Source organism: Aliiroseovarius sp. CAU 1755 (genome assembly GCF_054482655.1).
Map to the genome: position 1 here is coordinate 191,727 of NZ_JBTLRH010000001.1, position 25,616 is coordinate 217,342.

Consider the following 25,616-nt stretch of genomic DNA (forward strand, 5'->3'; position numbering starts at 1 on the left):
AGAGGCACCTGCCGCGGCAAGCGTCTTCACTACGACTCGCGGATGGCCGAAATACTATCGGCCGAGATTTTTGCACCGCTTTCGGTGATCAGCCACAGCGTCCCACCTTCATTTTGCGTTTCGGTGATGCGGCTGTAGGCTTCGACCGGATCTGACGACAGCACCTGTTCATTCCCGAAGCTGATCAGCTCGAACGAGTAGGTGCCAGATGGCAGAGGATTCCCTGTGTCGTCGACACCTGCCCATTCGATCGGGTCCGATGACACCGGAATGATGGCGTTGTCGACGATATCCCCGACGACATTGCGAACCACAAGCCGCGTCTCATCCGCGCCGACCGCAGGGTTTGGCACAATCGTAACCGGGCTTTGGTCAAAATAGACAGGCGCTGCCACGCGCGCCTCCATTCCGACCCAGCCAGCGATATCAGACATACCCATAAGGCCAAGCTTTGCACCCAACCCCTCAAGAATATCATTGGTTCGCACCTGCTGCTCGACACCAGAAAAGGTCGCCAGTTGCACAGCATAATCCGTCGATTCAACCGGATTGAGCGGGTCTTGGTTTTCCATTTGTGCCGTAAGCATCTTCAAAAAGGTTTCAAAATCAGACGAGATGACGGCTGCTTCGCCATCCTGTGCTTGAGTGTATTGTGCAGGTGATGCCGTCAGTGCGGCTGGCATTGGCTGTCCGATCTCCATGACCGTTCCTTTCAAATTCTGATATCGATCCCAGCGCCGTCACTTAGGGTGACGCGAATTGGGTTCATAGCCGCCCTTTCGGCCGTTGAGTTGAATTGCGGCTGCTCAGGGGCAGCATGTTTTTGTTTCTTTTCCTCGCCTGTGTCGTTGCCGCCTTGATCGTGAAACGCGAAATTCACGCTTTCATATCCAAGGTCGCGCATTTCCTGTCCGAGCATGTCGATATGGCGCCGCATCAGGTCCAACGTTTCCGGTCGTTCGAACTGCAAAACAACGTTCATGGTAGTCGCCTCAGTGTGAAAGGTCACCCGAAGGCGCCCCAGCTCTTCCGGGTTAAGCACCAACTCCGTCGGCTTGTCAGGCGTCAAACGCGCAATATCTGCAACCTGAAGCGCGATCTGTCGGGGGTATTCGTTGGGTCGTAGCCCGGCAATCGGTGCTTTCAAATCCGCCCCACCTTGCACATTCTTCAGTTCCAGCGGTGAAACTTCGACTTCGCTAAGGGGCACCTCATCCGTGGTAATCGTATCTGTTACGAACAGATCTCCCTGAGGTCGATCTTGGTTTGGGATGGGGACAAGCGTCGATCCTGCGCTCGCTTTTGTAACCTCGGCATTGCTTGTCGTGCTGCGCCGCTCAGTTGGCGATTTACGCTCGTGGGTCGGCGCGTCGGCCTGGGTGATCTCTAATGGCGCGGCCGCGCCTGGCGACAACGGCGTTGGCTGTGGGGCGGAGGATACGAACTGTCCGCCGTCCACCAGCCCGGCGCCTGCTTGCGTTGCTGTGGCGTTGGTGGATGCCTTGTTGTTGTCTGCGGCCACCACTGAAGCTTTCGACGCTTGCCAGGTGTTTGGTGCAATCCCATCGGTCTCGATTGTTGGATCAGCGACCGGTGTCGGGTCTAAAACGCGACCCGTTTCTTTGACAGTTTCTGCTTCGACTGAAGGCTCTGCCAAAGCAACTGCCGCTGGCAGTTGAACCTTCCCGGCGGCCATGATTTGTGCAGCCATTGGCCCAACGACCTGGCGCCGCTCTGGCTCTATTCGACGAACCTCATTGCCTTGATGGGGCGGAACAATTTCGCCCGGTTCGAATTGCGCCTTCGGCAAAGCAGTCCGGTCCGTGGTTTCTGCGGAGGGCAGAATTGCCATTGCGTCCGGCAAAGTCTTCGTTTCGAGGGCACGATCAAGCGTAACTATAGCATCCACCGCTTCGCCACTTGCGGCACTTTCCAGTGGTGACTTCGCTTCAGATTTTGCAGCTACTTGCGCAGATGCAGGCTCCAGCTTGATGGCTGAGGTCAACACATTCGGCAAGAAAACCTTGGGACTGACAGATAGGTCGGGTTGCAGCGCGGCCTGCTGCACTGGAAAAGGCAGAGAATCACCCTCCATCTCCGCGCTCAAATCCGTGCCAGCAACTGTCACATCAATCAGCAACGCCTCGAAATCAGGCACTTCGCCCTGCGGTGCGGTGGCGTCTGCACCGGCGGTTCCCGCACCAGCTGGCTCACTAAAACCGCCACCAAGTAGCGCCTGTATTATCTGCATATCAACATCCGGGTCTTCTGCCTCCGATGCATGAACCATCGCAGACGCGAGTTACCAGTTCTTTACCGCTTGATGAGATAACAAAAAAAATTGTCATCAAATACGAGGGGCGATCATGGAGCCGATTTCTACAGGAATGACATTTGGCAAAGTGCCAGCAGCAACCCTAAATGCGTCGAAAGAGGACGCGCAGTTGATGGAGGTCGCGCGCGATCTGGAAGCCAGTTTCCTTTCAGAAATGCTCAAGACCGCAGGGCTTGGAAAACCGCGCGAAAGCTTTGGTGGAGGTGCGGGCGAAGATCAGTTTTCGTCGTTCCTGAGGCAAGCGCAGGCTCAGGAAATGGTCAAAGCGGGCGGGATTGGCCTGGCACAGACTCTGTTTGAAGCATTGAAGGAGCACAGCGTTGACGCTTTTTAACCAACCCGCAGCCAGAGCATTGGAGACTTTGCTGGACCGCGAGCGCGCTTTAATCATCAGCGGCGACATTCAAAAACTCGCCCGCCTGTTGCCTGAAAAGGAACGACTGCTCGAACGCGTTAAAACCATGGGTGATAGCGCAGGTAGGTTGGAGCATATCCAGGGAAAGGCCGATCGCAACCAGTCCCTGCTTGATGCCGTTGCCTGCGGAATCAAGTCGGTTCAGAGCCGGCTGGAAGCCATGCGCGAGGGGCAAAAAGTGCTGCGCACATACACTCAAAAAGGGGAAAGCCAGTCCATTTCTCGCAAGACGACAAAGTTTGAGCGTCGGGCCTGACGGTCTAGATTTACTTCAAATTGCGGGCATTGCGGATGGCGCGATTCAGTTTTCCTTCAGATTTTCGCGCCAAATTTCAAGGGCATCCAAAGCGGGTGGCGCGTGTCAACGATATGACGTCGCAGAAGACAGAATGGCTTTTAACCCTGCCCGGACAGGCAGATACGAAATCCAGGTGCAAAGCACCTAAGACCGAAGGAACTATTCCATGTCCAGCATTCTGACGAACAACAGCGCAATGGTAGCGCTTCAAACCCTGAAATCTATCAATTCCAATCTTGCCAGCACGCAGGCCGAAATCTCGACCGGTAAGGCTGTCGGATCGGCAAAAGACAACGCCGCTGTGTGGGCGATTTCCAAGGTGATGGAAGCTGATGTAAAGGGCTTCAAAGGTATCTCTGAAAGCCTCTCGCTTGGTGAAAGCACGGTCGCCGTCGCGCGGCAAGCCTCGGAAACAGTCACTGATCTTCTGACCGAGATCAAAGGCAAGATCGTTGCAGCGCAGGAAGACAATGTAGATCGGGCAAAAATCCAGACAGACATCGTTGCTCTGCGGGACCAGATCAGCTCTGTTGTCGGCGCTGCTCAGTTCAATGGCCTAAACCTTGTTGACGGCACTCAATCCGGCACAAACGCCAATGGCGCGGCTGGAATTGATGTCTTGTCGTCGCTTGATCGCAAGTCTGATGGCACAGTCGTCACCAGCTCAATCGGGGTCGATGCGCAGAACCTGTCTTTGACCGCCGGCACCACACTGGCCGCTGCGGCCGCATCGGTCGGCACTGACACCGGCACGGCTGGTGTGATCGACGCCAATGATGGCGGGACAAACGATTCGATTACTTTGGATACGTTTGCCTTCCTTGATGCTTCGGGTGGCGCCACGGCAACCGCCGCTGTCATGCCCGATGCGGCAGGTGTGGATACGGCGGTGAATACCGGTCTGGTCGTTGGCGACGCACTTGCGCTGACTATCGGTTCAGTTCAAGGCAACTATGTCGTGAAAGAAGGCGATACCGCTGAATCCGTCGTCGCAGGCATGAAGAACGCGATGATCTCCGCCGGTCTTGATGGCAACAGCTTCAGCATGGATATCGACACCAATGCCGGTCAGCTTGTTGTCACCAACGAAACCAACGGTGACGCAGCATTCTCGTTCAGCGCCTCACGTGGGTCGGGTGGCCTTGCGGGCCTTACGACCATGGATGTTTCGACTTCGTCAGGGGCCGATGCCGCATTGGGCGCAGTGGAAAACATGATCCAGACTTCGATTGATGCATCCGCCTCGTTCGGTTCGGTCGAAGGTCGTATCGAAATTCAGTCGAACTTCGTCGGCAAACTTTCGGACTCGTTGAAATCTGGTATTGGCGCTCTGGTTGACGCCGATATGGAAGCTGCTTCTGCAAAGCTGCAAGCACTTCAGGTTCAGCAACAGCTTGGAACACAAGCACTTTCGATTGCCAACCAGGCTCCGCAGAACATCCTTTCGTTGTTCCGCTAAGCCATTGACCGGGGCGCCAAAAGGCGCCCCGTCTAGCATCATACCTTGAGCGAATTCGTCACCGGAAGGAAAACCCCGTGAACGCAGTAACCCTGGCCAAAACGGCCTACGCTTCGTCGTCCAGAGCACCGCTACAAACATCTAGAGGCACCGAATACGAGGCTTTCGCGAAAATCACGCACCAACTCCAATCAGCATTGAAGAAAGGACGTTCAGGTTTCGCGCAACTCGCCAGCGCCCTGCATGAGAACAGGAGGTTGTGGACCTTGCTGGCGATTGACGTCGCAGAAGACGAAAACGGCCTTCCAGATGACCTACGTGCAAGGGTCTTTTATCTGTCCGAATTTACAGCTGACCACAGCCGCAAGGTTCTGTCCGACGGCGCAGATGCGTCGGTTCTTGTCGAAATCAACGCCGCAATCATGCGTGGTTTGCGCCAAAAGGGGGATGCAGCATGACAGGACTTGTTCTCAAGCTCAGCCCAAAAGAACGTGTTTTGATCAATGGCGCGGTCATTGAAAATGGGGATCGCAGGTCGCGGCTTTCAATTGTCACACCAAACGCCAATATTCTAAGGCTGCGCGACGCGATTCACCCAGAAGAGGCAAATACCCCAGTAAAAAGGGTATGCTACATCGCCCAACTTGTCCTGTCAGGCGATGTCGAGAAGGATGAAGCGCGTTTACAATTGCTCCGCGGTATCGAGCAGTTAAGCCAAGTTCTGACGGATGAAGACAGTCGAGATCTTCTCGGAAAGGCGACAGCAGCGGTCGCGGCAAGCGACTATTATTATGCGATGAAGCAGTTGCGCGCACTGATGCCACGCGAAAATCGCCTTCTTGCGGCTCAATACTCATGACGTTCCAGCCGGTCATACCATACGGCGGTGCGGCCGGTTGGGCATTCCTGCAGCGAACGCAAGAAAATCAAAAGCAGGCGTTTGAAAGCTCTGCAGAGATTCAACGCGATGTCCAATACTTCAAAGAGAAGATCGGAAAAGTCGAGACCAGCGATGATCTGGTCAGTGACCGCAGACTGCTTTCAGTGGCGCTTGGCGCCTATGGATTAGATGACGATATCAACAACAAATACTTCATCAAAAAAATTCTCGACGACGGAACGTTGGACACAGATGATTTGGCCAACAAGCTTTCGGATAAGCGCTATTTGCAGTTCGCAAAAGATTTTGGTTTTGGCGACTATTCGATCCCAAGGACGCAAATATCTGACTTTGGCGATAAAACCGTCGCAGCCTATAAAGAGCGGCAGTTTGAAATCGCTGTCGGCGCACAGAATCAAGATATGCGGTTGGCGATGAGCTTGGAGCGCGAGCTGTCTGAGATCACGCGAAAGAACGCCTCAGACGATACAAAATGGTTCACCATCATGGGCAATCCACCTTTGCGAAAGATATTTGAGACCGCATTTGGCCTGCCGAGCGCGTTTGGAACTCTCGATCTGGATCAGCAGCTTGAAACCTTTCGCGACAAATCCACACAGTATTTTGGCGCAGCAAACGTGAGCCAGTTTGCAGAGCCCGAGAAGCTGGACGAATTGAACAGGCTATTTCTTGTTCGGTCCCAAATTGCCGCTGGCAATGCCGCGATGTCCGGTGGCGCCATCGCTTTGACGCTTCTTCAAAACTTCTAGAGGCAGCTCACCCTAAGCTACTTACGCTGTGACACAATTCGCCAGGCGTCCGAAGCTTGCGACACTCGTATCGACTTCGGGCTCTGTCAAGAAAGCGTCCAGTTTCGGCCAAGCCGCAATTGCTTCATCAAGGGCTTGATCATTCCCGGCAGTGTAAAGACCCGCCTGGATCATCATCTCCGACCGATCGTAAAGCCCAAGCAACCTGCGCCCCTTCGAGATGAGCGCGTTTTCTTCATCCGTCGCCGCATCTGGCAACGCCCTGGACACGGACCGCAACAAATCGATGGCCGGAAAACGACCCCGCTCGGCGATCTTGCGATCCAGAACCACGTGCCCATCCAGCACACCACGCAGGATATCCGCGACAGGTTCCTCCATATCCGACCCAGCAACCAGAACAGAGAAAACTGCTGTAATATCGCCACCCGCTCCGGCACCCGGACCTGCTCGCTCACACAGGGTCGTAATCTGCTGCGCGGTTGAGGGTGGAAATCCACGCAAATTTCCACCTTCGCCCGAGGCCAGGGCGATTTCCCGGTGCGCCTCGGCGAATCTAGTAACGCTGTCAGCAAGAAACAAAACGTGGTTGCCCTGATCCCGAAAATGCTCGGCCACCGTCATCGCGGCCCACCCGCAGCGTCTGCGCACCATCGGGGATTGGTCCGAGGTCGCCGCTACGACCACAGCGCGTTTCATTCCTTCAGCGCCAAGCACACGCTCGACAAACTCGCGAACTTCGCGCCCCCGTTCACCGATCAACGCGATCACAACGACATCGGCATGAACACCGCGCGCCAGATTCGCAAGCAAGGTGGATTTTCCGACTCCAGAGCCTGCAAACAGTCCAATACGCTGACCTTTGACGATTGGCAGAAAGGTGTTGAACGCTGCAAGCCCTGTTTCCAACCGTCCACCAAGCGGTCGTCGATTGGTCGGGTTGCTGACCTTTCCCCTTAGAGATCGACCCTTTTGCCCGCGCATGATTGGTCGGCCGTCCAAGGCTTCCCCCATCGGGTCAATAACCCGTCCAATCCAACTGTCGTCCGGGGCAATTTCGGCATGCCCGTGCAAGACCACTTCGCCACCGATCTGAAGGCCTTCGATATCGCCGTCCGGCAGAACGGTTATCATATCCTGACTCAGGTTCAGGACTTCGCCCATGCGCAGGCGACCCGATTTGGACTTGAATTCGACCAGATCAGACTGCGCGGCCACCTTTGACAGACCGGAAACCTGCAATGTGCCGCTTCCAATCGCTGCCACCCGGCCAATATCGACGACCGCACGCACTGAGGAAATTTCGGCGCAGAGTTGTTCGAATCCTATTTGGGTCATGTCGGCCTCCGTTTGAGCGTTGAAACTGTTTATAAAGGAATCAGGGTTAAGCCTTGGTTGAAGCCAATCGAGGGAGAAGCCCCGATGATCGAAAAAATGGATATCTTTGCCAAGGCAAGCGGACTGGCCAAACATGCCGCCGCACGCCAATCGGTAATCGCGCAGAACGTTGCGAACGCAGACACGCCTGGATACAGAGCGCGTGACATCGCGTCGTTTGCGGACGCGTTTCAACCCAATGACAGCGCCGGAATGCGTGCGACGCGTGCGAGCCACAGATCGACAGCCGATGCCACCCAGACTTCAGCCACTCCACACGCGGTCTATCGCGAAGGGGCGCTTTCGCCCAATGGCAACTCGGTCGCGCTAGAGACCGAGATGATGGCCGCAGCAGAAGCGAAGCGCGACCATGATCTGGCGCTTGCGGTCTATCAAACCTCACTTGGCATCATGCGCAGCGCGCTGGGCCGCAGGTAGGGGGATAGACAATGAACGACCTTCGAAATTCAGTTGCCGCAGCGGCCTCGGGTATGAAAAGCCAGGCAGCTCGCTTGCGACATGTCTCTGAAAATATCGCGAACGCCGACACTCCGGGGTATCGCCGCAAGATCGCGACCTTCCAGGCTGCCTTGGAAAGCGGTCAGGCCACGGGCCGTGTTGAAGTTGGAAAAGTGACGCTGGACCGAACCGCATTGCCTTCGATCTATGATCCGTCGCACCCGATGGCCGACCAGACCGGGCACTATGAAGGCTCGAACGTCGATCTGGTCATTGAGATCGCGGACGCCCGGGAAGCCCAGCGCAGCTACGAAGCAAACCTGAAAATGTTCGACCAGTCGCGGCAAATGTCGCGCGGACTGCTTGAACTTCTGCGCCGATAGGAGCGTTCGACATGGATATCAAATCAGCCCTCGCCTCGCAGCAATACGCAGCATCGAAATTGGCGACCAAACCAACAGCGCAAAATGAACAAAGCACGAACGCATTTACCAAGGTCGCGCAGGATTTCTCGCAAACAATTCAGCAGGGGGAAAAGACGGCAATGGCAGCGATGTCAGGTGGCGCGGACCCTCACGCCTTGGTGCAAGCCCTGGCACAAACTGAACTTGCCGTCGAAACCGCTGTGACCGTGCGCGACAAAGTCGTGAAAGCCTATCAGGAAATTCTGAGGATGCCGGTCTGATGATGGATGACGTCATCTTCTATGACACATTGCGGGCAGGTCTTTGGAACGCTGTTCTGATCTCAACGCCGATATTGGCCGTTGCGCTTGTCTCGGGGTTGCTGGTCGGTCTTTTTCAGGCACTGACATCTATTCAGGAAATGACCCTGACCTTCGTTCCAAAACTGGTCGCAATTCTTGTCGTGTTCTGGGGCAGCATGGGGTTCATGACGGAAACCCTGGTCAGCTTTTTTCACACACGCGTCATTCCGTTGATTGCAGGAGGATAGGTCTTGGACAATATCGGTTACACCTCTTTGACCCGCCAATCTGGTTTGATGCGCGAAATGCAAAGCATCGCCAACAATATCGCCAACGCCTCGACCACTGGTTTTCGACGCGAAGGTGTCATCTTTTCGGAGTTTGTTCACGCGCTTGAAAAGGACGACCCTTCGCTTTCGATGGCCACAGCGAACACGCGCGCTTTGAACCTTCAACAAGGTGCGCTGACTCAAACCGGCGGTGCATTCGACTTCGCCATCGAAGGCGTGGGCTTTTTCATGGTCGAAGGTCCGAACGGTCAATTCCTGACCCGCGCAGGTTCCTTCACCCCCTCATCAGAAGGTGAGCTGGTTGCCCCTGATGGCTATCGCCTTCTGGACGGTGGCGGATCTCCAGTGTTCGTGCCACCCGACGCTCAGTCGGTGTCCTTGGCCGCAGATGGAACCCTTTCAGCCGACGGTCGCGCGCTTGCCTTGATTGGCCTCTTCAGCCCGACAGACCAAAACGATCTGCGTCACGTGGCCGGATCTCGGTTCGAAGCACCTAACGGGGTGGAACCTGCACTGGCCGATGCGGTCGTTCTGCAAGGTTTCATCGAAGGCTCGAATGTTGATCCCATCACCGAAGTTGCGCGGATGATCGAGGTGCAGCGCAGCTATGAACTGGGTCAGCAATTTCTTGAAAAAGAGGACGAGCGCATTCGCGCGGTTCTGAAAACGGTCATTGGATAAAGGAGGCCCGACATGCGTGCATTGAACATTGCAGCTACAGGTATGATGGCCCAGCAAATGCGGGTTGAGACGATTTCGAACAACCTCGCGAACATGTCGACGACAGGCTACAACGCCCGCCGCGCAGAGTTCGCCGACCTGCACTATCAGCAAATGGCACGTGCGGGCACGATCAATGCCTCGGACGGAACGGTGCTGCCAACCGGTATTCAGCTGGGTCTTGGCGTGCGTCCGACCTCGGTGTCCATGCTGGTTCAACAAGGGACCCTTTCACAGACAAACGGCAACTTGGATGTCGCCATTGAAGGCAAGGGCTATCTGGAAGTTACCCTTCCTTCAGGTGGCTCGGCTTATACGCGTGACGGCGGGTTAAAACTGTCTGGCGACGGACTTATCGTGACCTCTGACGGATATGCTGTCGCACCAGAAATCACAGTGCCCAACGATGCGCGTTCAATCTCGATCAATGCAGATGGAGAGATCTATGCCTATTTCGACAACGCAGTCGAACCAGAGCTTCTGGGGGCATTTACGTTGGCCGGATTCACCAACGACAAGGGCCTTGAAGCCATCGGGTCAAACCTGTTTCGCGAAACGCCAGCCTCCGGCCCAGCTTTTGTCGGTGCGCCAGGCGAGGATGGGCGCGGAACATTGCGACAGGGATACTTGGAAAACAGCTCGGTCGATGCCGTGCGAGAGATCACCGAACTGATCGAGGCACAAAGGGGTTACGAACTTAACTCCAAAGTGATCACCGCAGCCGACCAAATGCTCGCCGCAACCACGCAGGTGCGCTGATGAGGGTCTTATTGTCCATTTTCCTGCTGGCGTTTGGCTCCAGTTTTGCGGTGGCGGACACGGTCGTTGCAGCTCGAAATATACGCCACAATACCGTTATCGCACCGTCAGACCTCAAGCTGGTTGCCACCGATATGGCGGGTGGGTTCACATCCATCGAAGACGTGGTCGGACAGGAAGCGCGGGTCGTTTTGTATGCAGGTCGACCCGTTCTTGCAAATGACATTGGCCCCCCTGCGCTGGTCGAACGCAATCAGATCGTGTCGCTGATCTATGCCACAGGTCCGCTGATGATCTTGGCGGAAGGCCGAAGTCTGGCCCGTGCCGGAGTCGGGGATCGCATACGTGTCATGAACCTGATGTCCCGCACGACCGTCACTGGTTCCGTCGCAGCCGATGGATCAGTTCTTGTTTCTCAACCTCACTTTCAGAACCGTTAGGGAGTTCACATGCGCCCGGTCACTTTTGTTCTTATCTTTTTCGCCTTCGCAGCATCTTGTGCTCGCATGGAGAACGTCGGCAAAGCGCCGTCGCTCAATCCAATAGAAATGAGCGCCGAACACACTGCGATGAATGCTTCAGCCTTGCCGCGCACCGCGCCACCAAAAAGCTCGCCTGTGCGCGCTTCGCTTTGGAGTGGTGGCAGGCAATCGCTTCTGGGGGATCGTCGCGCGCAAGCTGCCGGAGACATTCTGACCGTAGTCATCGAGATCAATGACCGAGCTGAGTTTTCCAACAGTTCCGCCAGATCGCGCGGCGCGTCCGAGGATATGGGCGTTCCTGATTTCTTTGGGCTACCGCAGTCGATTAACGAAGGCTTGCCTGATGGCGCATCAATGGGAAATGCTGTGGCGCTTTCTTCAAACAGCTCATCAAAGGGCAACGGTTCGGTCAAGCGAAACGAAAAGCTGGAACTTCGCGTAGCTGCAACTGTCATCGGAACGCTGCCCAACGGGGTCTTGCAGATACAGGGCACTCAGGAAGTCCGGGTTAACTTCGAACTTCGCGAGCTGCTGGTGACCGGGTTTGTGCGCCCGGAGGATATCTCGCGTCAGAACGAAATATCTTACGACAAGATCGCGTCTGCGCGGATTTCCTATGGTGGCCGCGGACAGATTACCGACGTTCAGCAACCGCGATACGGACAACAAGTCGCAGATATCATTCTGCCCTTCTGAGGACCAAGAACATGGGTAAAATCCTTCCTATCCTTTTGGCGATCATCGGTCTTGGCGGTGGCGTCGGCGTGGGGATGATGTTGAAACCGCCTGCTGAGGTGGTCGAAGTCAATCCGTGCGGCGAGGCCGCTGATCCTGCGAAAGAGCACACTGAACCTTCTGAAAGTGGGGATGCCGCAAACGGAACGACCGAGTTCGTGAAGATCAACAACCAGTTTGTGATCCCTGTCGTCCAAGGCACAAAAATAGCCTCGCTTGTCGTTATGTCTCTGAATGTAGAGGTGAAAACGGGTGGTCGTGAAATTGTCTATCAACGCGAACCGAAACTGCGCGACGAGTTCCTACAGGTGATGTTCAACCACGCCAACAATGGAGGTTTTGACGGAATGTTCACTCAATCGGGTCGCCTCGCCAGTTTGCGCATGGCGTTGAAAGAAGTGGCCGTAAGCATTATTGGCGACACGGTTAGGGATGTGTTGGTAACCAACATCGTGCGACAAGACATCTGAAGCGACCCGACGACCGGCGGCTAAAACCTTTTGGCCGAAAACGGCGACAGGTTGATATCTGGCTCTGTGCCTGCAATCAGATCCGCCGCCAGCTCTGCCGTTCCTGCCGATTGGGTTAGCCCCAGATGCCCATGCCCGAATGCATAAAGAACGCGGTCATCACTTGGCGAGGCCCCGATCACCGGAAGGCTGTCGGGCAAAGATGGGCGATACCCCATCCAGTGTTCTCCGTTTGCCACTTGAAGCGTCGGGAAAAACGTCTTCGCTTTTGAAACGAGCGCCTCTGCACGCCGAAAATTGGGCGGTAGTTCCAATCCACCAAGCTCGACGGCACCTCCTATGCGCAAGCCCTCGCCAATCTTTGACATGACGAACCCATGCGCGGAGAACGAAACATGCGTTTTCAGGTCGACAGATGACGTTTCGAATGTCGTGTTGTAGCCCCTCTCCGTTTCCAGCGGGAATTTGTCGCCAATCATTCTTGCCAGCCTGTGCGACCACGCCCCAGCACAAATGACAACACGCTGCCCGGAAACCAGCCCCTGTTCCGTTTCAAGCTGAATGCAGGAAGGCTTGAGTTGGATATCGCTCACCGTAGAAATCCGAAGCGCACCGCCAAGCTCAAAGAACGCCTGTGCCAGTTTCTCGGTCCACTTCAACGGATCCGTGGTGTTGAACCAACCCGGCGCAAACCCTGCATGGGTAAACCGATCGCTCAAGCCGGGTTGTATCTCCCTGATTTCCTCGGCGCGCGTCAGCAGATCGAAAGGTATGCCAAGCTCTTCTCGCCGTTTCCAAAGGGAGAGCGCCGCCTTGAACGCGGCTGCGCCTTCGTAAAGCTGAAGCTGACCCTCGCGCCGTATCAATGCTGGGTCTCCGAAAGCGACCAACTGCCGTTCAAACGCTGCTGCGCAATGGTGCATCAATGAGGTCTGAGCTTCGACCGCATTTTCATATCGGTCTTTCCAGCTGGATCGCCAGAATCGGAGCATCCACGGCAAAATCCTGATTGCGTAAGAGGGCGGAACTGATAGTGGGCCAAGCGGGTCAATCAGCCATTTCGGGGCTTTTCGCATGATGCCCGGCGTGGCCAAAGGCTCGACCTCGCTGAAGGCAAACGCGCCGGCATTGCCACGCGAAGTTTCTTGCGCAACGCCTTTTCGGTCAACCAGCAGAACCTTTCGGCCCTGAGAGGCAAGCCTGAGCGCCGTGCTGACACCGATGATGCCCGCCCCGATCACGATGATGTCGTGTGTGTCCTGTGTCATAGGTTTTCCAAACGAGACGCGCCCTTTGCACCATCACTATCTTGATCACGTTGGTCGAATTCCATTCCGGAAAGGGTCGCCACCGGCAAAAAGCAATTCAGCTTGCGCGGTGACGTAAGCGCGACCTTCAATTGTTGCGATGACTCCGCCGGTCGGTCCGGGTTCATAACTGACCTTATAGGTGCTGCCGATGATGCTTTCCTGCACCCATACTTCTCCGGCGCGGAGCTTTGCATCAGCCGCCTTGCAAGCGATCGCGGCTGAACAGCCCGTTCCGCAGGGGGACCGATCATACGCGCCGCCGGGACAGAGGACAAAGTTCCGGCTATCTGAACCTGCCAGATGTGGCGGACCGAACAATTCGATATGGTCGATTTGCGCTCCATTTTCTCCAGCTATCCCTTCGCGCTCCAACGCCTCGCGAATCGCTGTCGCTCTGCTTGTCAACGCTGGTATGTTGTCGAAGTTAGCTGCGATGGTCTCGCTATTCGTCAGGAAAAACCAGTTCCCACCCCAAGCCACATCGCCAACAACGGGTCCGACTCCCTCAACATCGATCTGAACGTTCTGCCGATACCGATAGCTTTCGACATTTGTCATGCGCACCGTGTTTGGATCGAGCAGATCGACCGTGACGACCCCGACCGGCGTCTCGAACCGATGAGATCCCACGCCAATCTCGCCTAGATGCGCCAAGGTAACAGCCAGCCCGATCGAAGCGTGACCACACATTCCAAGATTACCGACAGTGTTGAAAAATATTGCGCCAGCCGCACAGGTTTTGTCAGCCGGAGGCACCAAAAGCGCACCGACCATGGCGTCGTGTCCGCGTGGTTCGGCAAGCGCGGCGGCATATATCCAGCTATGATCGGCTTCCAGCCGCTTTGCACGCTCGGTCACGCTGCCCAACCCAAGGTCAGGCCCGCCCGCCACGATAACCCGCGTCGGCTCTCCTTCGGTGTGACTGTCGATTACGCGCATTCGGTTACGACACCCCCTTGTCGTGCCCATACGGCATACCAGTCTCTAAACAGGCCAAACTGTGCTTCACAATAGTTTCGTTGGGCCGCCGTCAGGCTGTCGGTTTCGTTGAAATGCGTTCGGTAGGCTTCATCCCCTGACAGCGCCATTAGGTGTTTGTAATAGAGCACCAGATCCGGGCCTTCATCGAAGCTCGACAGGACGCTAAGAGCTTCTTCCAGTTCACGCGCCTTCAAGCGGGCATCCCCATCACCGGCTGCGGCACGTTCACACAACGCCACAAGGTGCAAAACCTCGCGCGGCAGCACGTTGCCAATCCCGGTGATCGCACCCTTTGCACCGCAGTTCACATAACCGTGGAACACCGTGGTATCGACCCCGATCATCAGCGTAACATCATCGTCCTGTGAAGTGATGTTTTCGGCGGCATAGCGCATGTCGGCAGCGCCTCCAAACTCCTTGAAGCCAATCAGGTTCGGGTGTTCTGCACGCAAAGCAAAGAATAGGTCAGCGCGGGTCGCGAAGCCATAATAGGGACTGTTATAGATCACCGCAGGCAGGTCTGGTGCAGCAGCCAGGACTGCCGAAAAGTGGTGACGTTGGGCGGTCAGCGATGATCCGCGCGACAACACGCGTGGAATAACCATCAAGCCTTTCGCACCAACTTTGGCAGCGTGGGCAGCATGCGCGACAGCCATCTTTGTGTTCACGGCCCCAGTGCCGACGATGACGGGAATGCCAGCTTGGGTGAGGCGGGCGACCCCTTCCATTCGTTCATCATCTGTCAGAAGCGGCCAATCGCCCATTGAACCGCAATAGACGACCGCAGACATGCCGGCGGCAATCAGCTCCAGCCCCTTGGCGACGAGGGCGTCGTAATCTGGCGTGCGACCCTTGGTGCACGGTGTCATGAGGGCTGGAATGCAACCTTTGAAGATATCGGCGTTCATTTAAGTCTCCTGCACGGGTTCTGTGTTGCAGCTGGTCGTCAAACCCGCTGCGGGATCGCTTGACTCGGAGCTAAGCAAAATTGTATCCAATATTCAATCTTTATTCATCCGGCCTTTTTCACGACCGGCGCGCGTCGTGAGCTTGCCGGAAGGAGAATGCCCTATGCCATTAGAATCCGTGGATATTTCCCAAACAGCCTCGGCTGCGTCGATCATATTCGAAGCGCTTAAGAAAGCCATCATCGAAGGTGAGATCAAAGAAGCTGCGCCGCTTCGGCAAGACGAGATTGCGAAAATGTTCAACACATCACGCATACCGGTTCGCGAAGCGATTCTGCGGCTGGAAGAGCACGGCTTGGTCAAATCGCAACGCTATAAGGGCGCGGTCGTATCAACGTTGTCGTCTAAAGAGGCGTCCGAGATTTTCGACTTTCGTGCCGTGTTAGAGCCACATGTCATTCGCGCAGCCGTGCAAAAAATGACGCCCGCGACGCTGGCCAAAGCGCGCGCATATTGCGAGGCGTTTTACACCGAGGCCGACCCGATGAAATGGGGCGATCTGAACCGGCAGTTTCACGCGACGCTCTATAACGCCAGTGGCTTGGCCTATCATCTGGAGGCGATCGACGGCGCGCTAAACAGGATCGACCGCTATCTACGCGCCCAGTTGGTGCTGAGCGATGGCATGGCACGCGCCAATGACGAGCACATGCAAATTCAGGCGGCGTGCGAACGCAGAGATGCCGATCGAGCGGCCGAGTTGACAGAACGCCATATTCTTGGCGCACGCGACAGTTTACTCACGCATCTGTCGTCGATTGGGGGCTAGGCGGTTGCCGACCCAATATGGGTTGTTAGTTGACCCAACCCTTCAATCTCGACCACGCAGACATCGCCCTGCACAAGGGGGCCGACGCCTTCTGGCGTGCCTGTGAATATCAGGTCACCGGGCGCGAGCACGACCATAAATGATAGGTAGGCGATCACATCTGCGACCGGCCAGATCAGGTCTGACAGGTCCGAAGACTGGCGTAGATCACCATTCACGGACAAGCTGATCGCGCCAGCAGTCAGGTGGCCCGAAGTTGAGACCGGATGAAGCTGCCCGCACGGGGCAGAGTGATCAAATCCCTTTGCCATGTCCCATGGCCGCCCAACTTTCTTGGCGGCGGCCTGAAGGTCACGGCGGGTCAGATCATTGCCGATGGCGTAACCCCAGACGTGATCCAGCGCCGTTTCAACCGGAATGTTCGCCCCACCGATGCCGATGGCGACGACCAGCTCGGCCTCGTGATGCAGGTTGTCCGTGCCGGGCGGGTAAGGCACCGTTGCCCCATCCGCGACCAGCGCATCGGCGGGTTTTGAGAAAAAGAACGGTGGGTCCTGATCCGGGTTCGACCCCATTTCACGCGCATGGGCCGCGTAGTTCTGGCCGACACAATAGATGCGGCGCACGGGAAAGCGGTCGTCCGACCCAACGATGGGCAGCGACGGCTGCGGGGGGCAGGGAATGGCCCAAGTCATGTCAAAAATACCTCGGCTTTCATGGTGTCGGGGATCGGTGCGCCCAGTCGCGACAGGATCGTGGGGGCGAGTTGTAGCTGGCACAGGCGGTCATCGAAATCGGGGCCAGCGGCGGGTCCGAAATAGTAAAGCGCCGCGTCCTGCTGCAAATCTTCGCGCCCGCCATGGTGGCCGCGGTCGGTTTGGCCGTGATCGGCGGTCACGATGATCTCATACCCATCTGCGCGCCACCGGTTGATGAACAGCGCCAACTGTTCGTCCGCTTGAAAGCAGGCGTGGTCCATTTCCTGACAGTCGTGCCCGAACCGATGGCCCATGCTGTCCAGCGTGCAAGTGTGCAGGATGCCATAGTTCAGGTTGAACCGTTCACACAGCATGGTCAGCGTCGCGAACAAGTCGATGTCAGCAGGAGTTGTCTGGTTGATCAACCCATATCCGGTCATCGTGTGAAATCGACCGTGGTTGATCGAGGTGCTGTCGGGCTCGTCGTATTCGATATCGCGCACCAGATCGAAGGGCGCGCGGTTGAAGAACTCGGACCAGAAACTGTGGGTGACAGCGCCCGTGACACCACCGGCCTTGCGCACCTGACTGAAGATATCGGGCTGAGCCAGGCGGAACACGTTGTTGTTGCCGGTGCAGCCATGGTCTTGCGGCGCAACGCCCGTGTGGATCGAGGCATAGCAACTGGCCGATGTCGACGGCAGCACCGAGCGCATTTTCCAGCGCTGTGCATCGCCACTGTCCACCCAGCCTTCCAGATTGCCAAACAACCTGCGCCAGTTTCGCCAAGGCACGCCATCGAGAATGATCAGAAGAAGTTTTCGGTCCATGATGCCCACATCTCAGCAATGGCCAACTATCAGTTCCCTGCGCTTTCCATCTTGCGATGTTCGACGACTTCTTCAAGCCACCCCAACCGCATTTCAGGCACCGAGCTGAGCAGAAGATCGGTATAGTCGTCAAACGGCGGCGACAGCACCTCGGCCTTTGTGCCATAGCGCACGACGCGCCCCTGATACATCACCGCGATGCTGTCCGCGATGGCGCGCACCGTGGCAAGATCGTGGGTGATGAACAGATAGGCGACCTGTTCGCGCTTCTGAAGGTTATGCAGAAGCTTCAGAATGTCCTCGGCGACCAGTGGGTCCAGCGCCGATGTCACCTCGTCGCAGATGATGACCTTGGGCTTCGCAGCCAAGGCGCGCGCAATGCAGACACGCTGCTTTTGCCCGCCCGAAAGCTCGGCGGGATAGCGGTCTTTGAACTCGGCTCCCATCTCGATGTCGTCAAGAAGCTCGTCGATGCGCTTGTGCTTCTCAGCGCCGCGCATCCCGAAATAGAATTCGAGTGGTCGGCCAATGATCGTGCCAACCGTCTGGCGCGGGTTCATCGCCACGTCCGCCATTTGATAGATCATTTGAATTTCGCGCAGATCGTCGCGTGCGCGGCCTTTCAAATCGGCGGACAATGTGCGGTCTTCGAAAACGATCTGCCCTTCGCGCGCGGGCAACAGCCCTGTCATCACGCGGGCCGTGGTTGACTTACCTGACCCGCTTTCGCCGACAACGGCCAGCGTTTGGCCCGCGTGCAGCTCCATCGACACGTCATGCAGCACATCAAAGTTTGTGCCTTTATAGCGCGCAGTGACGTGCTCAATGGTCAAAACCGGGTTGTCTGAAGGCGGCTTGCCTTCGTGCTTACGCGACCGCACCGACACCAGATCGCTGGTATACTCTTCTTTTGGCGCGTTGATGATCTGGTCGGTGGTGCCATGTTCGACCATGTCGCCCATGCGCAGCACCATGATCTCATCCGAGACTTGGGCGACAACGGCAAGGTCGTGGGTGATATACAGCGCTGCAACACCCGTGTCGCGGATCGCTTTTTTGATCGCCATCAACACGTCGATCTGCGTGGTGACATCCAGCGCCGTGGTGGGTTCATCAAAGACCACCAGATCGGGTTCCGGGCACAGGGCCAATGCAGTCATGCAGCGCTGCAACTGCCCGCCAGAGACTTGGTGCGGATAGCGGTCGCCAATGGTTTCAGGGTCGGGCAGGCCTAACCTGGTGAACAGATCAATCGCGCGGGCCTCGGCATCTTTCTTCGAGAACTTGCTAGCGTGGATCGATGCCTCGATCACTTGCTCCATGATCTTCTTGGCGGGGTTAAAACTGGCCGCTGCCGATTGAGAGACATATGTGACCTCGGTCCCGCGCAGTTTGCGCAGGTCCTTAAGGCTGGTGCCAAGGATTTCGCGCCCATTGACCCAAACCTCGCCGCCAGTGATTTCGACGCCGCCGCGCCCATAGGCCATCGTCGCAAGCCCGATGGTCGATTTACCGGCCCCGCTTTCACCGATCAGGCCAAGAACTTTGCCCTTTTCAAGGTCGAACGACACGCCATGCACGATATCGATATCACGCGGCTTTTCGCCCGGCGGATAGACACGCGCACCGATCTTCAGGTCGCGGACTTTCAAAAGCGCGTCGCTCATCCGCGGCCTCCTTTCAGGCTGGTGGTTCGGTTCAACACCCAGTCGGCCACAAGGTTCACGGAAATGGCGAGCGTCGCGATTGCGACCGCAGGAACAAGCGCCGCCGCGATGCCATAGATGATGCCGTCCTTGTTTTCTTTCACGATGCCGCCCCAGTCTGCATTGGGTGGTTGGACTCCAAGTCCAAGGAAGGACAGGGTCGAGACGAACAGAACCGCAAAGATAAACCGAAGCCCCATTTCAGCCACAAGCGGCGATAGCGCGTTGGGCAGGATTTCACGGAAGATGATCCAAACCCGGCCTTCGCCGCGCAGCTTGGCGGCTTCGACGAAATCCATCACGTTGATATCCACGGCAACGGCGCGTGCCAGTCGATAGACGCGGGTGGCATCCAGAAGGCCCATGACAAGGATCAGGATCGTCAGTGTGACCGGCATGACCGACAAAACGACAAGCGCGAAGATCAAGGTCGGGATCGACATGATCAGATCGACAAAGCGGCTCATAACCTGATCAACCCATCCACCGATGACGGCAGCTGTAAAGCCAAGGATCGATCCGGTGGTGAAACTGATCATCGTGGCAGCAGTCGCGATAAAGATCGTCGTGCGCCCGCCATAGATCATACGGCTTAGAAGGTCGCGGCCAATATTGTCGGTGCCGATCCAGTGGTCGGCCGACCACGGTTCCCAGACATCGCCAACGATTTCTGTCATCGAATAGGGTGCGATCCATGGAGCGAGGATTGCCATCAGGAAATATAGGCTGGTGAAGAACAGGCCGAACAAAGCGGCTGGGGGAATTCTTGTCATTTCGGATGCCTCAGCCTTGGGTTGGCAAGGATCGACACGATATCCGCCACCATGTTGAGCCCGATATAGACCGCCGCGAAGATCAATCCGCAGGCCTGCACCACCGGCACGTCACGTTTGGATACGTGATCCACCAGATATTGCCCCATGCCGGGATAGGTGAACACGACTTCGACCACCACGACCCCGACGACGAGATAGGCAAGGTTCAACATCACCACATTCACGATTGGCGCGATCGAGTTGGGAAGGGCGTGGCGGGCGATGACTTGAAAGCTGGTCAGTCCCTTCAATTCGGCCGTTTCGATATAGGCCGATTGCATCACATTCAAAATGGCGGCCCGCGTCATACGCATCATATGGGCCAACACGACCATGGTCAGCACGGCGACCGGCAGGGCGATGGAGCTTAGCTTCTGCCCCAGGCTCATTCCGTCATGGATCATTGACACGGTGGGTGCCCATCCCAGCTTCACGCCGACGAAATACATCAGGATATAGCCGATCAGAAACTCCGGCACGGAGATCGAGGCCAGTGTGACGGCTGAAATCAGCTTGTCCGGCCAGCGTTCACGGTACCGGACGGCCAGCAGGCCCAGAAAGATTGCCAGCGGCACGGCGACCACCGCGGCCCAGAAGGCTAGGAACAATGTGTTTTTCAGGCGCGAGCCAAGGCTGGCAGCGATATCCTGTCCAGAGGTGAGCGCAGTGCCCAGATCGCCCTGAACAAGCCCGCCCAGCCAGTCGAAATAACGGCTTAGCGCAGGTTCGTTCAGACCCAGTTCTTCGCGAATATTGGCCAGTGCCTCGGGTGTGGCGGACTGACCTAGGATGGATTGGGCTACATCGCCCGGCAGAATATTCGTGCCCCAGAAGATCAGGACCGAAACCATCAGCAGAAGAAGCAGGCCCAGCGCTATGCGCTGGACCAGCAGTTTTAACAATAATGGCATATCAGCCAGCGACCCACATTTTCATCGGGGCGTAGAAGTTCATCAGGTCAAAGCCCTTGTGGCCTTCGATCCAGCCGGCGACCCGGTTGGTCGTGCCATCAATGAAGTCGTTAAACATCGGGCAGACCAAGCCGCCTTCGTTGTGAAGCAGCATGCCCATATCGGCATACATTTGGGTCCGCTTCGCCTCGTCCAACTCGCCACGTGCTGAAAGCAGCATCTGGTCGAACTGGTCGTTGAAGAACCGCGTGTCGTTCCAATCCGCCGACGACAGGTAAGCGGTGGAATACATCTGGTCCTGCGTCGGGCGCCCACTCCAGTAACTTGTGCAGAAGGGCTGTGCGTTCCAGACCTCGGACCAGTAACCGTCGTTGGGTTCGCGCTTGATCTCAAGGTCGATCCCAGCGGTTGCCAGCGACTGCTGAAACAGCGCCGACGCATCCGGCGCGCCGGGGAAGCTGTTGTCAGATGTGCGCAGCAGGATCGGGCCTTCGTGCCCCGACTTGTCGAAGTGGAACTTGGCCTTGTCGGGATCGTAGGTGCGCTGCTCCATCTCGGTAAACAGGGGATAGGAGCTGTTGATCGGCGTGTCGTTCCCAACCGAGCCATAGCCAAAGAGGATCTTTTCGACCATCTCTTGACGGTTGATGCCGTGTTTCAGCGCCAGTCGCAGGTCGTTGTTGTCAAACGGCGCGGTGTTGCAATGGGCGATGAACACGTAGTGGCCCGGCCCAGGGGTCGAATAGACGTTGATGTTGGGTGCACGCGCCACAAGGTCGGCGGTCCGGGGTGGGACACGTCCGACCATATCGACCTGACCAGACTGAATGGCTGCCATGCGCGCGGTGTCGTCATTGATCACCACAACCTCAATCGTGTCGGCATGGCCCAGATCGCCCCAATAGTTGGGGTTCTTCTCGGCCACGAAGCGCACGCCCATATCCACTTCTTTCAGGATATAGGGGCCGGTGCCGATTGCCGCCGCCGGATCATCCTTGCCGCCATTGGGCTGGATCATAAGGTGGTAGTCGGTCATCAGATACGGAAGGTCAGCGTTCGGCGTTTCAAGTTCGACGATAAATTTGTCGCCATCAACACTCATCGCCGAGATGCCGCGCATGATGCCCAGCGCGCCGGATTTCGTGTCTTCGCCTGCGTGACGCTCCATCGTCGCCAGCACGTCGTCTGCGGTCAGAGCTTTACCATTCGAAAACTCGACGCCCGAGCGGATCTTGAACGTCCACACCTTGGCATCCGCCGAGGCCGAAACTTCTTCTGCCAGCTTATTTTCAAGCCCACCTTGCGGCGCAAGTTCGACCAGTGGTTCACCCCAGAAGCGGCTGACCATGGTGCCGGTTGAGTTTGTCGTGGTCGCTGGGTCAAGGCTGTCGGTGGTCGACCCACCCGGAAGGCCAACGCGGATGGTTCCACCCTTGACCGGCGTCTGGGCATAACCGGCCGACGACAGCAGCGTGTTGGCACCAGCAGCGGTCAGACCAAGCGCAGCGGCCCGTCCCATGAAGTGACGGCGCGACAGTTTGCGCGAGATGACCTGCTTGGACAGATATTCAAGTTCGTTGGACATTGAGTGCTCCCTGAGTGTGTTTACGGGCCTTTTGGCCGCTATTTTTTTCTGGGTCGACTGACAGAGTTGACCAGTTGGCGGGGTTTCGCAAGGTTTGATACCGACGAACTATCCCCGATTTCCGACACTTATCTTACGTCAGGGCGCAAAAATCCACCCTCGAGGGCAAATAAAAAGGCCGGGGTCACCCCCGGCCTTTCAAAAAGCGGTCTCTGAATTTTCCTAGAAACTCAACGAGATATCGCGGTGATTTGCAGAACAAGATGCCATGGCAAGCGCCTGTTCGCGGCTTAGACGGGACTGAACGCGAATACCAAGACTGTCGCGCAGCGTTTCAAGATAGCCCGTCAGGACCGGCCTTAGCGAAGCTTCAGCCTCGGCGCGCCATTTCAGCTGCGATTCGAATACAGCAATTGCCGCGTCATACTCCTCCAACGCCTTGTCGCGATCCGGGGTCTTGTCGCGCAGCGCCTTGCGAACCTTGCCCAACGCGCTTTTGACGTCGCCCGCGCCATCGACTTTGCCAAAGGCCTTGGACACGTCGTTCACAACCTCTTGCGCCTGATCTTCCGGTTGCGACTGGATCGTCGCCTTCAGATTGCGCAAATCAGTCTCTAGCGCAGCAAAATCAGCATTGGCATCAAGCGCTGCCAGAACCTCGGCCGGACCTTCATAGGCATCATCGGCGGCACGGCGATACTTCACACGCGCGGCGTCTTCAGCCTTGGTGAGCGTCGCGAACTGGTTGTGCACTTCTTCCCAACTGGCGGGAATTTGTGCGCGCAGATGCTCGATCTCGGCGTCCAAAACGGCGACGTCAGCTTCAAGTGCGGCACGCGCTTCAGCCTGGCTTTCGGCGCGCATCCGACCGATCCGTGTTCTAAGTTTGTCTGCCTCGTCGGCCGCGTTGCGGATCTGCTTTTCGATCCCGCGCACCAACCGAAGCTGGGGTCGGTAGTCATCGGCGGCGGCCTCGACCTGACCTGCGGCTTCAAAGGCGGCTTCCAGATTGGCAATCGCCGCATCTGCGGAATCAAGCCCATCGGTCATGTCACCTGCCAGACCTTTTGGCAAAATGGACAGATCCAACGCCCGCGCAGCGGCAATCGCGTCTTGCGTTGCGGTGCCTTGGAACAATTTCTGTCCGACATAGTCTTCAAGACACAACTGCAGTTTCGGATTGCGCGGCGGTGGGCTTTGTTCCGACAGGAAGCTTACCCGGTTTGGCAGATAGTTCACCAGCGGCGGATAGGCCCCAACGATTGCCAGCGCGACAAGTTGCAACAGGATAAATGCGATAACGCCCTTATACATCTGCACGGTTCTAACCACCGCAGGTGCAACCCCGCGCAGATAGAACAGCGCAAAACCGAAGGGTGGCGTCAGGAAACTGGTCTGAATGTTCAGACCAATCATCACACCCAGCCAAACCGCGGTGATATTTGCACCTGGATCAGCCAGAAGAATCGGCGCCACGATCGGAACCACGACTACCGCAATTTCGATGAAGTCGAGGAAGAACCCAAGGATGAAGATCACCAGCATGACGATGATGAACTGCGACCAGAAACCACCAGGCAGGGATATGAGGAAATCGCGCACAAGCTCTTCGCCCCCGAAGGCGCGGAACGCAGCCGTCAGCATTGCGGCACCCAGCAGGATGATGAACACCAAGGACGAGGTTTTGGCCGTTTCAAGCATAACCGCTTGCAATGTGTTGTCGTTGCGATGGGTGCGGATGCCGGACCAGATCAACGACACCAGCAACAGCAGCGTTCCGACGACACCCAAGGTGATCCCAAGCTTGTCTTCAGGTGTGTCCATTGCCTTGACGTTCATTTCGAAATTGGACAGGGCAAAGGTCAGAACCGCCATGCCCGCGATCCCGAACAGGGCAGGCAAGAAGATACCGCGGGATCCCTTTTCAGGCAACCGATAGCCCGCCATGATCAACGCCCCGGCGGCACCGATGGCACCAGCTTGGTTGACCGTCGCGATACCCGCAATAATCGACCCAAGCACCAGAAAGATCAGCGCCAAAGGCGGCACAAGGGTCAACAACGCGCCACGCCAGAACGCGGCGTTATAGCGCCCGTCATACTTCACCGCTGGCGCGGCATCGGGTTTGAAGATCGCAAACAGCAGGATGTAGAGCATATATAGCCCCACCAGCACGAGGCCCGGAATGAAGGCGCCCAGAAACATCTCGCCAGCGCTGGTGCCTGCCACGTCGAAAAGCGATGGCATGGACAATTCACCCGTCACCTCTTTGTGCAAGGTTTTGCGCAAAGTGGACGCCTGATCAGCAGCCGAGGCAAGCTGGTCGGCCAGGATGATCAAAACGATTGACGGTGGGATGATCTGCCCCAGCGTCCCTGACGCCGCGATGGTGCCTGTGGCAAGCGGCGTGGAGTAATTGTTGCGCAGCATCGCTGGCAGAGAGATCAGGCCCATCGCCACAACCGTCGCGCCGACAATCCCGGTTGTCGCCGCCAGCAAAGCGCCCACGAAGACAACCGAAATGCCCAACCCGCCCGGCACAGGCCCGAACAGTTGCGCCATGGTCACCAGAAGGTCTTCGGCGATCTTGGACCGCTGAAGCATGATCCCCATGAAGATGAACAGGGGAATGGCGATCAGCGTATCTCGTTCAACCTCCAGATAGACACCCCTGAGATTGGTGACCCCTGCGGAAAGCCATTGTTGCGGCCCGCCCGAGTGGAAATAGGCATCAGGATTGCCCGCGAAAACCCAGCCCGCACCGGCGGCAAGGCCCAGCGTGATGATCGCCGCACCCGGAAGCGCGAAGGCGACCGGATAGCCAGAGCCCAGCGCCGACGCCATGATAATGATGAGGAGTAAGAGAAAGAAAAGTTCCATAATATCCT

The 25,616-nt window shown here is 56.8% G+C and carries 29 protein-coding genes; 16 read left to right on the forward strand and 13 right to left on the reverse strand.

The features are described 5' to 3' along the window. Positions 1-29: 29 nt before the first annotated feature. Positions 30-701, reverse strand: a complete 672-nt coding sequence (locus tag ACXYMP_RS00955; RefSeq protein WP_458903760.1) for a flagellar hook capping FlgD N-terminal domain-containing protein — start codon at positions 699-701, stop codon at positions 30-32. Between the two features lie 11 nt (positions 702-712). Continuing rightward, entirely contained in the window at positions 713-2,251 is a 1,539-nt protein-coding gene (fliK, locus tag ACXYMP_RS00960) for a flagellar hook-length control protein FliK (RefSeq protein WP_458903762.1), read from the reverse strand. A 115-nt stretch (positions 2,252-2,366) separates the two neighbouring features. Here fliK and ACXYMP_RS00965 point away from each other — a divergent pair, with 115 nt between their 5' ends. From ACXYMP_RS00965 to ACXYMP_RS00990, 6 genes are all read left to right on the forward strand, one after another. Beyond that, positions 2,367-2,669: a rod-binding protein gene (locus ACXYMP_RS00965; RefSeq protein ID WP_458903764.1), complete on the forward strand. Its 303-nt coding sequence runs from the start codon at positions 2,367-2,369 to the stop codon at positions 2,667-2,669. Then, positions 2,656-3,006 carry a flagellar biosynthesis protein FlgN gene (locus ACXYMP_RS00970; protein ID WP_298570511.1) on the forward strand — a complete coding sequence of 117 codons (351 nt, stop codon included), beginning with the start codon at positions 2,656-2,658 and terminating at the stop codon, positions 3,004-3,006. Before ACXYMP_RS00965 ends, ACXYMP_RS00970 begins: the two co-directional genes overlap by 14 nt. Before the next feature lie 208 nt (positions 3,007-3,214). After that, positions 3,215-4,507 (forward strand): flagellin, encoded by a 1,293-nt coding sequence (locus ACXYMP_RS00975; RefSeq protein WP_298570510.1) that lies wholly within the window; start codon positions 3,215-3,217, stop codon positions 4,505-4,507. A 77-nt stretch (positions 4,508-4,584) separates the two neighbouring features. Then, entirely contained in the window at positions 4,585-4,965 is a 381-nt protein-coding gene (gene flaF / locus ACXYMP_RS00980) for a flagellar biosynthesis regulator FlaF (RefSeq protein WP_458903767.1), read from the forward strand. Beyond that, on the forward strand, positions 4,962-5,366 hold the full coding sequence (gene flbT, locus ACXYMP_RS00985; RefSeq protein ID WP_298570508.1) for a flagellar biosynthesis repressor FlbT: 405 nt from the start codon (positions 4,962-4,964) through the stop codon (positions 5,364-5,366). Before flaF ends, flbT begins: the two co-directional genes overlap by 4 nt. Further along, positions 5,363-6,157: a DUF1217 domain-containing protein gene (locus ACXYMP_RS00990; RefSeq protein ID WP_458903769.1), complete on the forward strand. Its 795-nt coding sequence runs from the start codon at positions 5,363-5,365 to the stop codon at positions 6,155-6,157. The genes flbT and ACXYMP_RS00990 overlap by 4 nt, the downstream gene beginning before the upstream one ends. 21 nt (positions 6,158-6,178) lie before the next feature. On the opposite strand, the gene ACXYMP_RS00995 is transcribed toward ACXYMP_RS00990, so the two are convergent. Next, a complete protein-coding gene (locus ACXYMP_RS00995; protein WP_458903771.1) occupies positions 6,179-7,495 on the reverse strand; it encodes a FliI/YscN family ATPase in 1,317 nt (438 codons plus the stop codon). 84 nt (positions 7,496-7,579) lie between these two features. Here ACXYMP_RS00995 and ACXYMP_RS01000 point away from each other — a divergent pair, with 84 nt between their 5' ends. From ACXYMP_RS01000 to ACXYMP_RS01040, 9 genes are read left to right on the forward strand one after another with little or no spacing between them, the layout of a single operon-like run. Next, complete coding sequence (locus tag ACXYMP_RS01000; RefSeq protein ID WP_298570504.1) at positions 7,580-7,972, forward strand: FlgB family protein; 393 nt, start codon at positions 7,580-7,582, stop codon at positions 7,970-7,972. 11 nt (positions 7,973-7,983) lie between these two features. Further along, the gene (gene flgC, locus ACXYMP_RS01005; protein WP_298570503.1) at positions 7,984-8,376 is read left to right on the forward strand and encodes a flagellar basal body rod protein FlgC; all 393 of its coding nucleotides are present in this window, start codon (positions 7,984-7,986) and stop codon (positions 8,374-8,376) included. An 11-nt stretch (positions 8,377-8,387) separates the two neighbouring features. Then, complete coding sequence (gene fliE / locus ACXYMP_RS01010; RefSeq protein ID WP_458903774.1) at positions 8,388-8,678, forward strand: flagellar hook-basal body complex protein FliE; 291 nt, start codon at positions 8,388-8,390, stop codon at positions 8,676-8,678. After that, entirely contained in the window at positions 8,678-8,947 is a 270-nt protein-coding gene (locus tag ACXYMP_RS01015) for a flagellar biosynthetic protein FliQ (RefSeq protein WP_298570501.1), read from the forward strand. Before fliE ends, ACXYMP_RS01015 begins: the two co-directional genes overlap by 1 nt. A gap of 3 nt (positions 8,948-8,950) precedes the next feature. Continuing rightward, a complete protein-coding gene (locus tag ACXYMP_RS01020) occupies positions 8,951-9,670 on the forward strand; it encodes a flagellar hook-basal body complex protein (protein WP_298570500.1) in 720 nt (239 codons plus the stop codon). A 12-nt stretch (positions 9,671-9,682) separates the two neighbouring features. Continuing rightward, a complete protein-coding gene (gene flgG, locus ACXYMP_RS01025; RefSeq protein ID WP_298570499.1) occupies positions 9,683-10,468 on the forward strand; it encodes a flagellar basal-body rod protein FlgG in 786 nt (261 codons plus the stop codon). After that, positions 10,468-10,908, forward strand: coding sequence for a flagellar basal body P-ring formation chaperone FlgA (gene flgA / locus ACXYMP_RS01030; RefSeq protein ID WP_298570497.1), 441 nt, complete (start codon positions 10,468-10,470; stop codon positions 10,906-10,908). The genes flgG and flgA overlap by 1 nt, the downstream gene beginning before the upstream one ends. Positions 10,909-10,917: 9 nt before the next feature. Next, positions 10,918-11,646: a flagellar basal body L-ring protein FlgH gene (flgH, locus tag ACXYMP_RS01035; RefSeq protein WP_298570496.1), complete on the forward strand. Its 729-nt coding sequence runs from the start codon at positions 10,918-10,920 to the stop codon at positions 11,644-11,646. 11 nt (positions 11,647-11,657) lie between these two features. Further along, positions 11,658-12,155 (forward strand): flagellar basal body-associated FliL family protein, encoded by a 498-nt coding sequence (locus tag ACXYMP_RS01040; RefSeq protein ID WP_458903777.1) that lies wholly within the window; start codon positions 11,658-11,660, stop codon positions 12,153-12,155. Between the two features lie 20 nt (positions 12,156-12,175). On the opposite strand, the gene ACXYMP_RS01045 is transcribed toward ACXYMP_RS01040, so the two are convergent. Genes ACXYMP_RS01045 through ACXYMP_RS01055 form a run of 3 tightly spaced genes read right to left on the reverse strand, consistent with a single transcriptional unit; the run spans position 12,176 to position 15,354 of the window. Beyond that, positions 12,176-13,423, reverse strand: a complete 1,248-nt coding sequence (locus ACXYMP_RS01045) for an NAD(P)/FAD-dependent oxidoreductase (protein ID WP_458903779.1) — start codon at positions 13,421-13,423, stop codon at positions 12,176-12,178. A gap of 45 nt (positions 13,424-13,468) precedes the next feature. After that, entirely contained in the window at positions 13,469-14,404 is a 936-nt protein-coding gene (locus ACXYMP_RS01050) for a 4-hydroxyproline epimerase (protein WP_458903781.1), read from the reverse strand. Further along, positions 14,395-15,354, reverse strand: a complete 960-nt coding sequence (locus ACXYMP_RS01055) for a dihydrodipicolinate synthase family protein (RefSeq protein WP_458903783.1) — start codon at positions 15,352-15,354, stop codon at positions 14,395-14,397. Before ACXYMP_RS01055 ends, ACXYMP_RS01050 begins: the two co-directional genes overlap by 10 nt. 163 nt (positions 15,355-15,517) lie before the next feature. On the opposite strand from ACXYMP_RS01055, the gene ACXYMP_RS01060 reads away from it, so the two are divergent. After that, positions 15,518-16,183: a GntR family transcriptional regulator gene (locus tag ACXYMP_RS01060; RefSeq protein ID WP_298570491.1), complete on the forward strand. Its 666-nt coding sequence runs from the start codon at positions 15,518-15,520 to the stop codon at positions 16,181-16,183. Here ACXYMP_RS01060 and ACXYMP_RS01065 read toward each other — a convergent pair. The 7 genes from ACXYMP_RS01065 to ACXYMP_RS01095 all read right to left on the reverse strand — a co-directional run bounded on the left by ACXYMP_RS01065 (position 16,180) and on the right by ACXYMP_RS01095 (position 25,608). Continuing rightward, on the reverse strand, positions 16,180-16,878 hold the full coding sequence (locus ACXYMP_RS01065; protein WP_458903785.1) for a fumarylacetoacetate hydrolase family protein: 699 nt from the start codon (positions 16,876-16,878) through the stop codon (positions 16,180-16,182). The genes ACXYMP_RS01060 and ACXYMP_RS01065 overlap by 4 nt on opposite strands. Further along, entirely contained in the window at positions 16,875-17,711 is an 837-nt protein-coding gene (locus ACXYMP_RS01070; RefSeq protein WP_248364701.1) for an alkaline phosphatase family protein, read from the reverse strand. Before ACXYMP_RS01070 ends, ACXYMP_RS01065 begins: the two co-directional genes overlap by 4 nt. Before the next feature lie 29 nt (positions 17,712-17,740). After that, on the reverse strand, positions 17,741-19,378 hold the full coding sequence (locus tag ACXYMP_RS01075; RefSeq protein ID WP_458903788.1) for an ABC transporter ATP-binding protein: 1,638 nt from the start codon (positions 19,376-19,378) through the stop codon (positions 17,741-17,743). After that, positions 19,375-20,190 carry an ABC transporter permease gene (locus tag ACXYMP_RS01080; protein ID WP_298570486.1) on the reverse strand — a complete coding sequence of 272 codons (816 nt, stop codon included), beginning with the start codon at positions 20,188-20,190 and terminating at the stop codon, positions 19,375-19,377. Before ACXYMP_RS01080 ends, ACXYMP_RS01075 begins: the two co-directional genes overlap by 4 nt. Then, on the reverse strand, positions 20,187-21,143 hold the full coding sequence (locus ACXYMP_RS01085; RefSeq protein ID WP_298570485.1) for an ABC transporter permease: 957 nt from the start codon (positions 21,141-21,143) through the stop codon (positions 20,187-20,189). The genes ACXYMP_RS01080 and ACXYMP_RS01085 overlap by 4 nt, the downstream gene beginning before the upstream one ends. 1 nt (position 21,144) lies before the next feature. Then, positions 21,145-22,728, reverse strand: coding sequence for an ABC transporter substrate-binding protein (locus tag ACXYMP_RS01090; RefSeq protein WP_458903790.1), 1,584 nt, complete (start codon positions 22,726-22,728; stop codon positions 21,145-21,147). Positions 22,729-22,950: 222 nt separating this feature from the next. Beyond that, entirely contained in the window at positions 22,951-25,608 is a 2,658-nt protein-coding gene (locus ACXYMP_RS01095; RefSeq protein ID WP_458903792.1) for a TRAP transporter large permease, read from the reverse strand. Between the last annotated feature and the right edge of the window lie 8 nt (positions 25,609-25,616).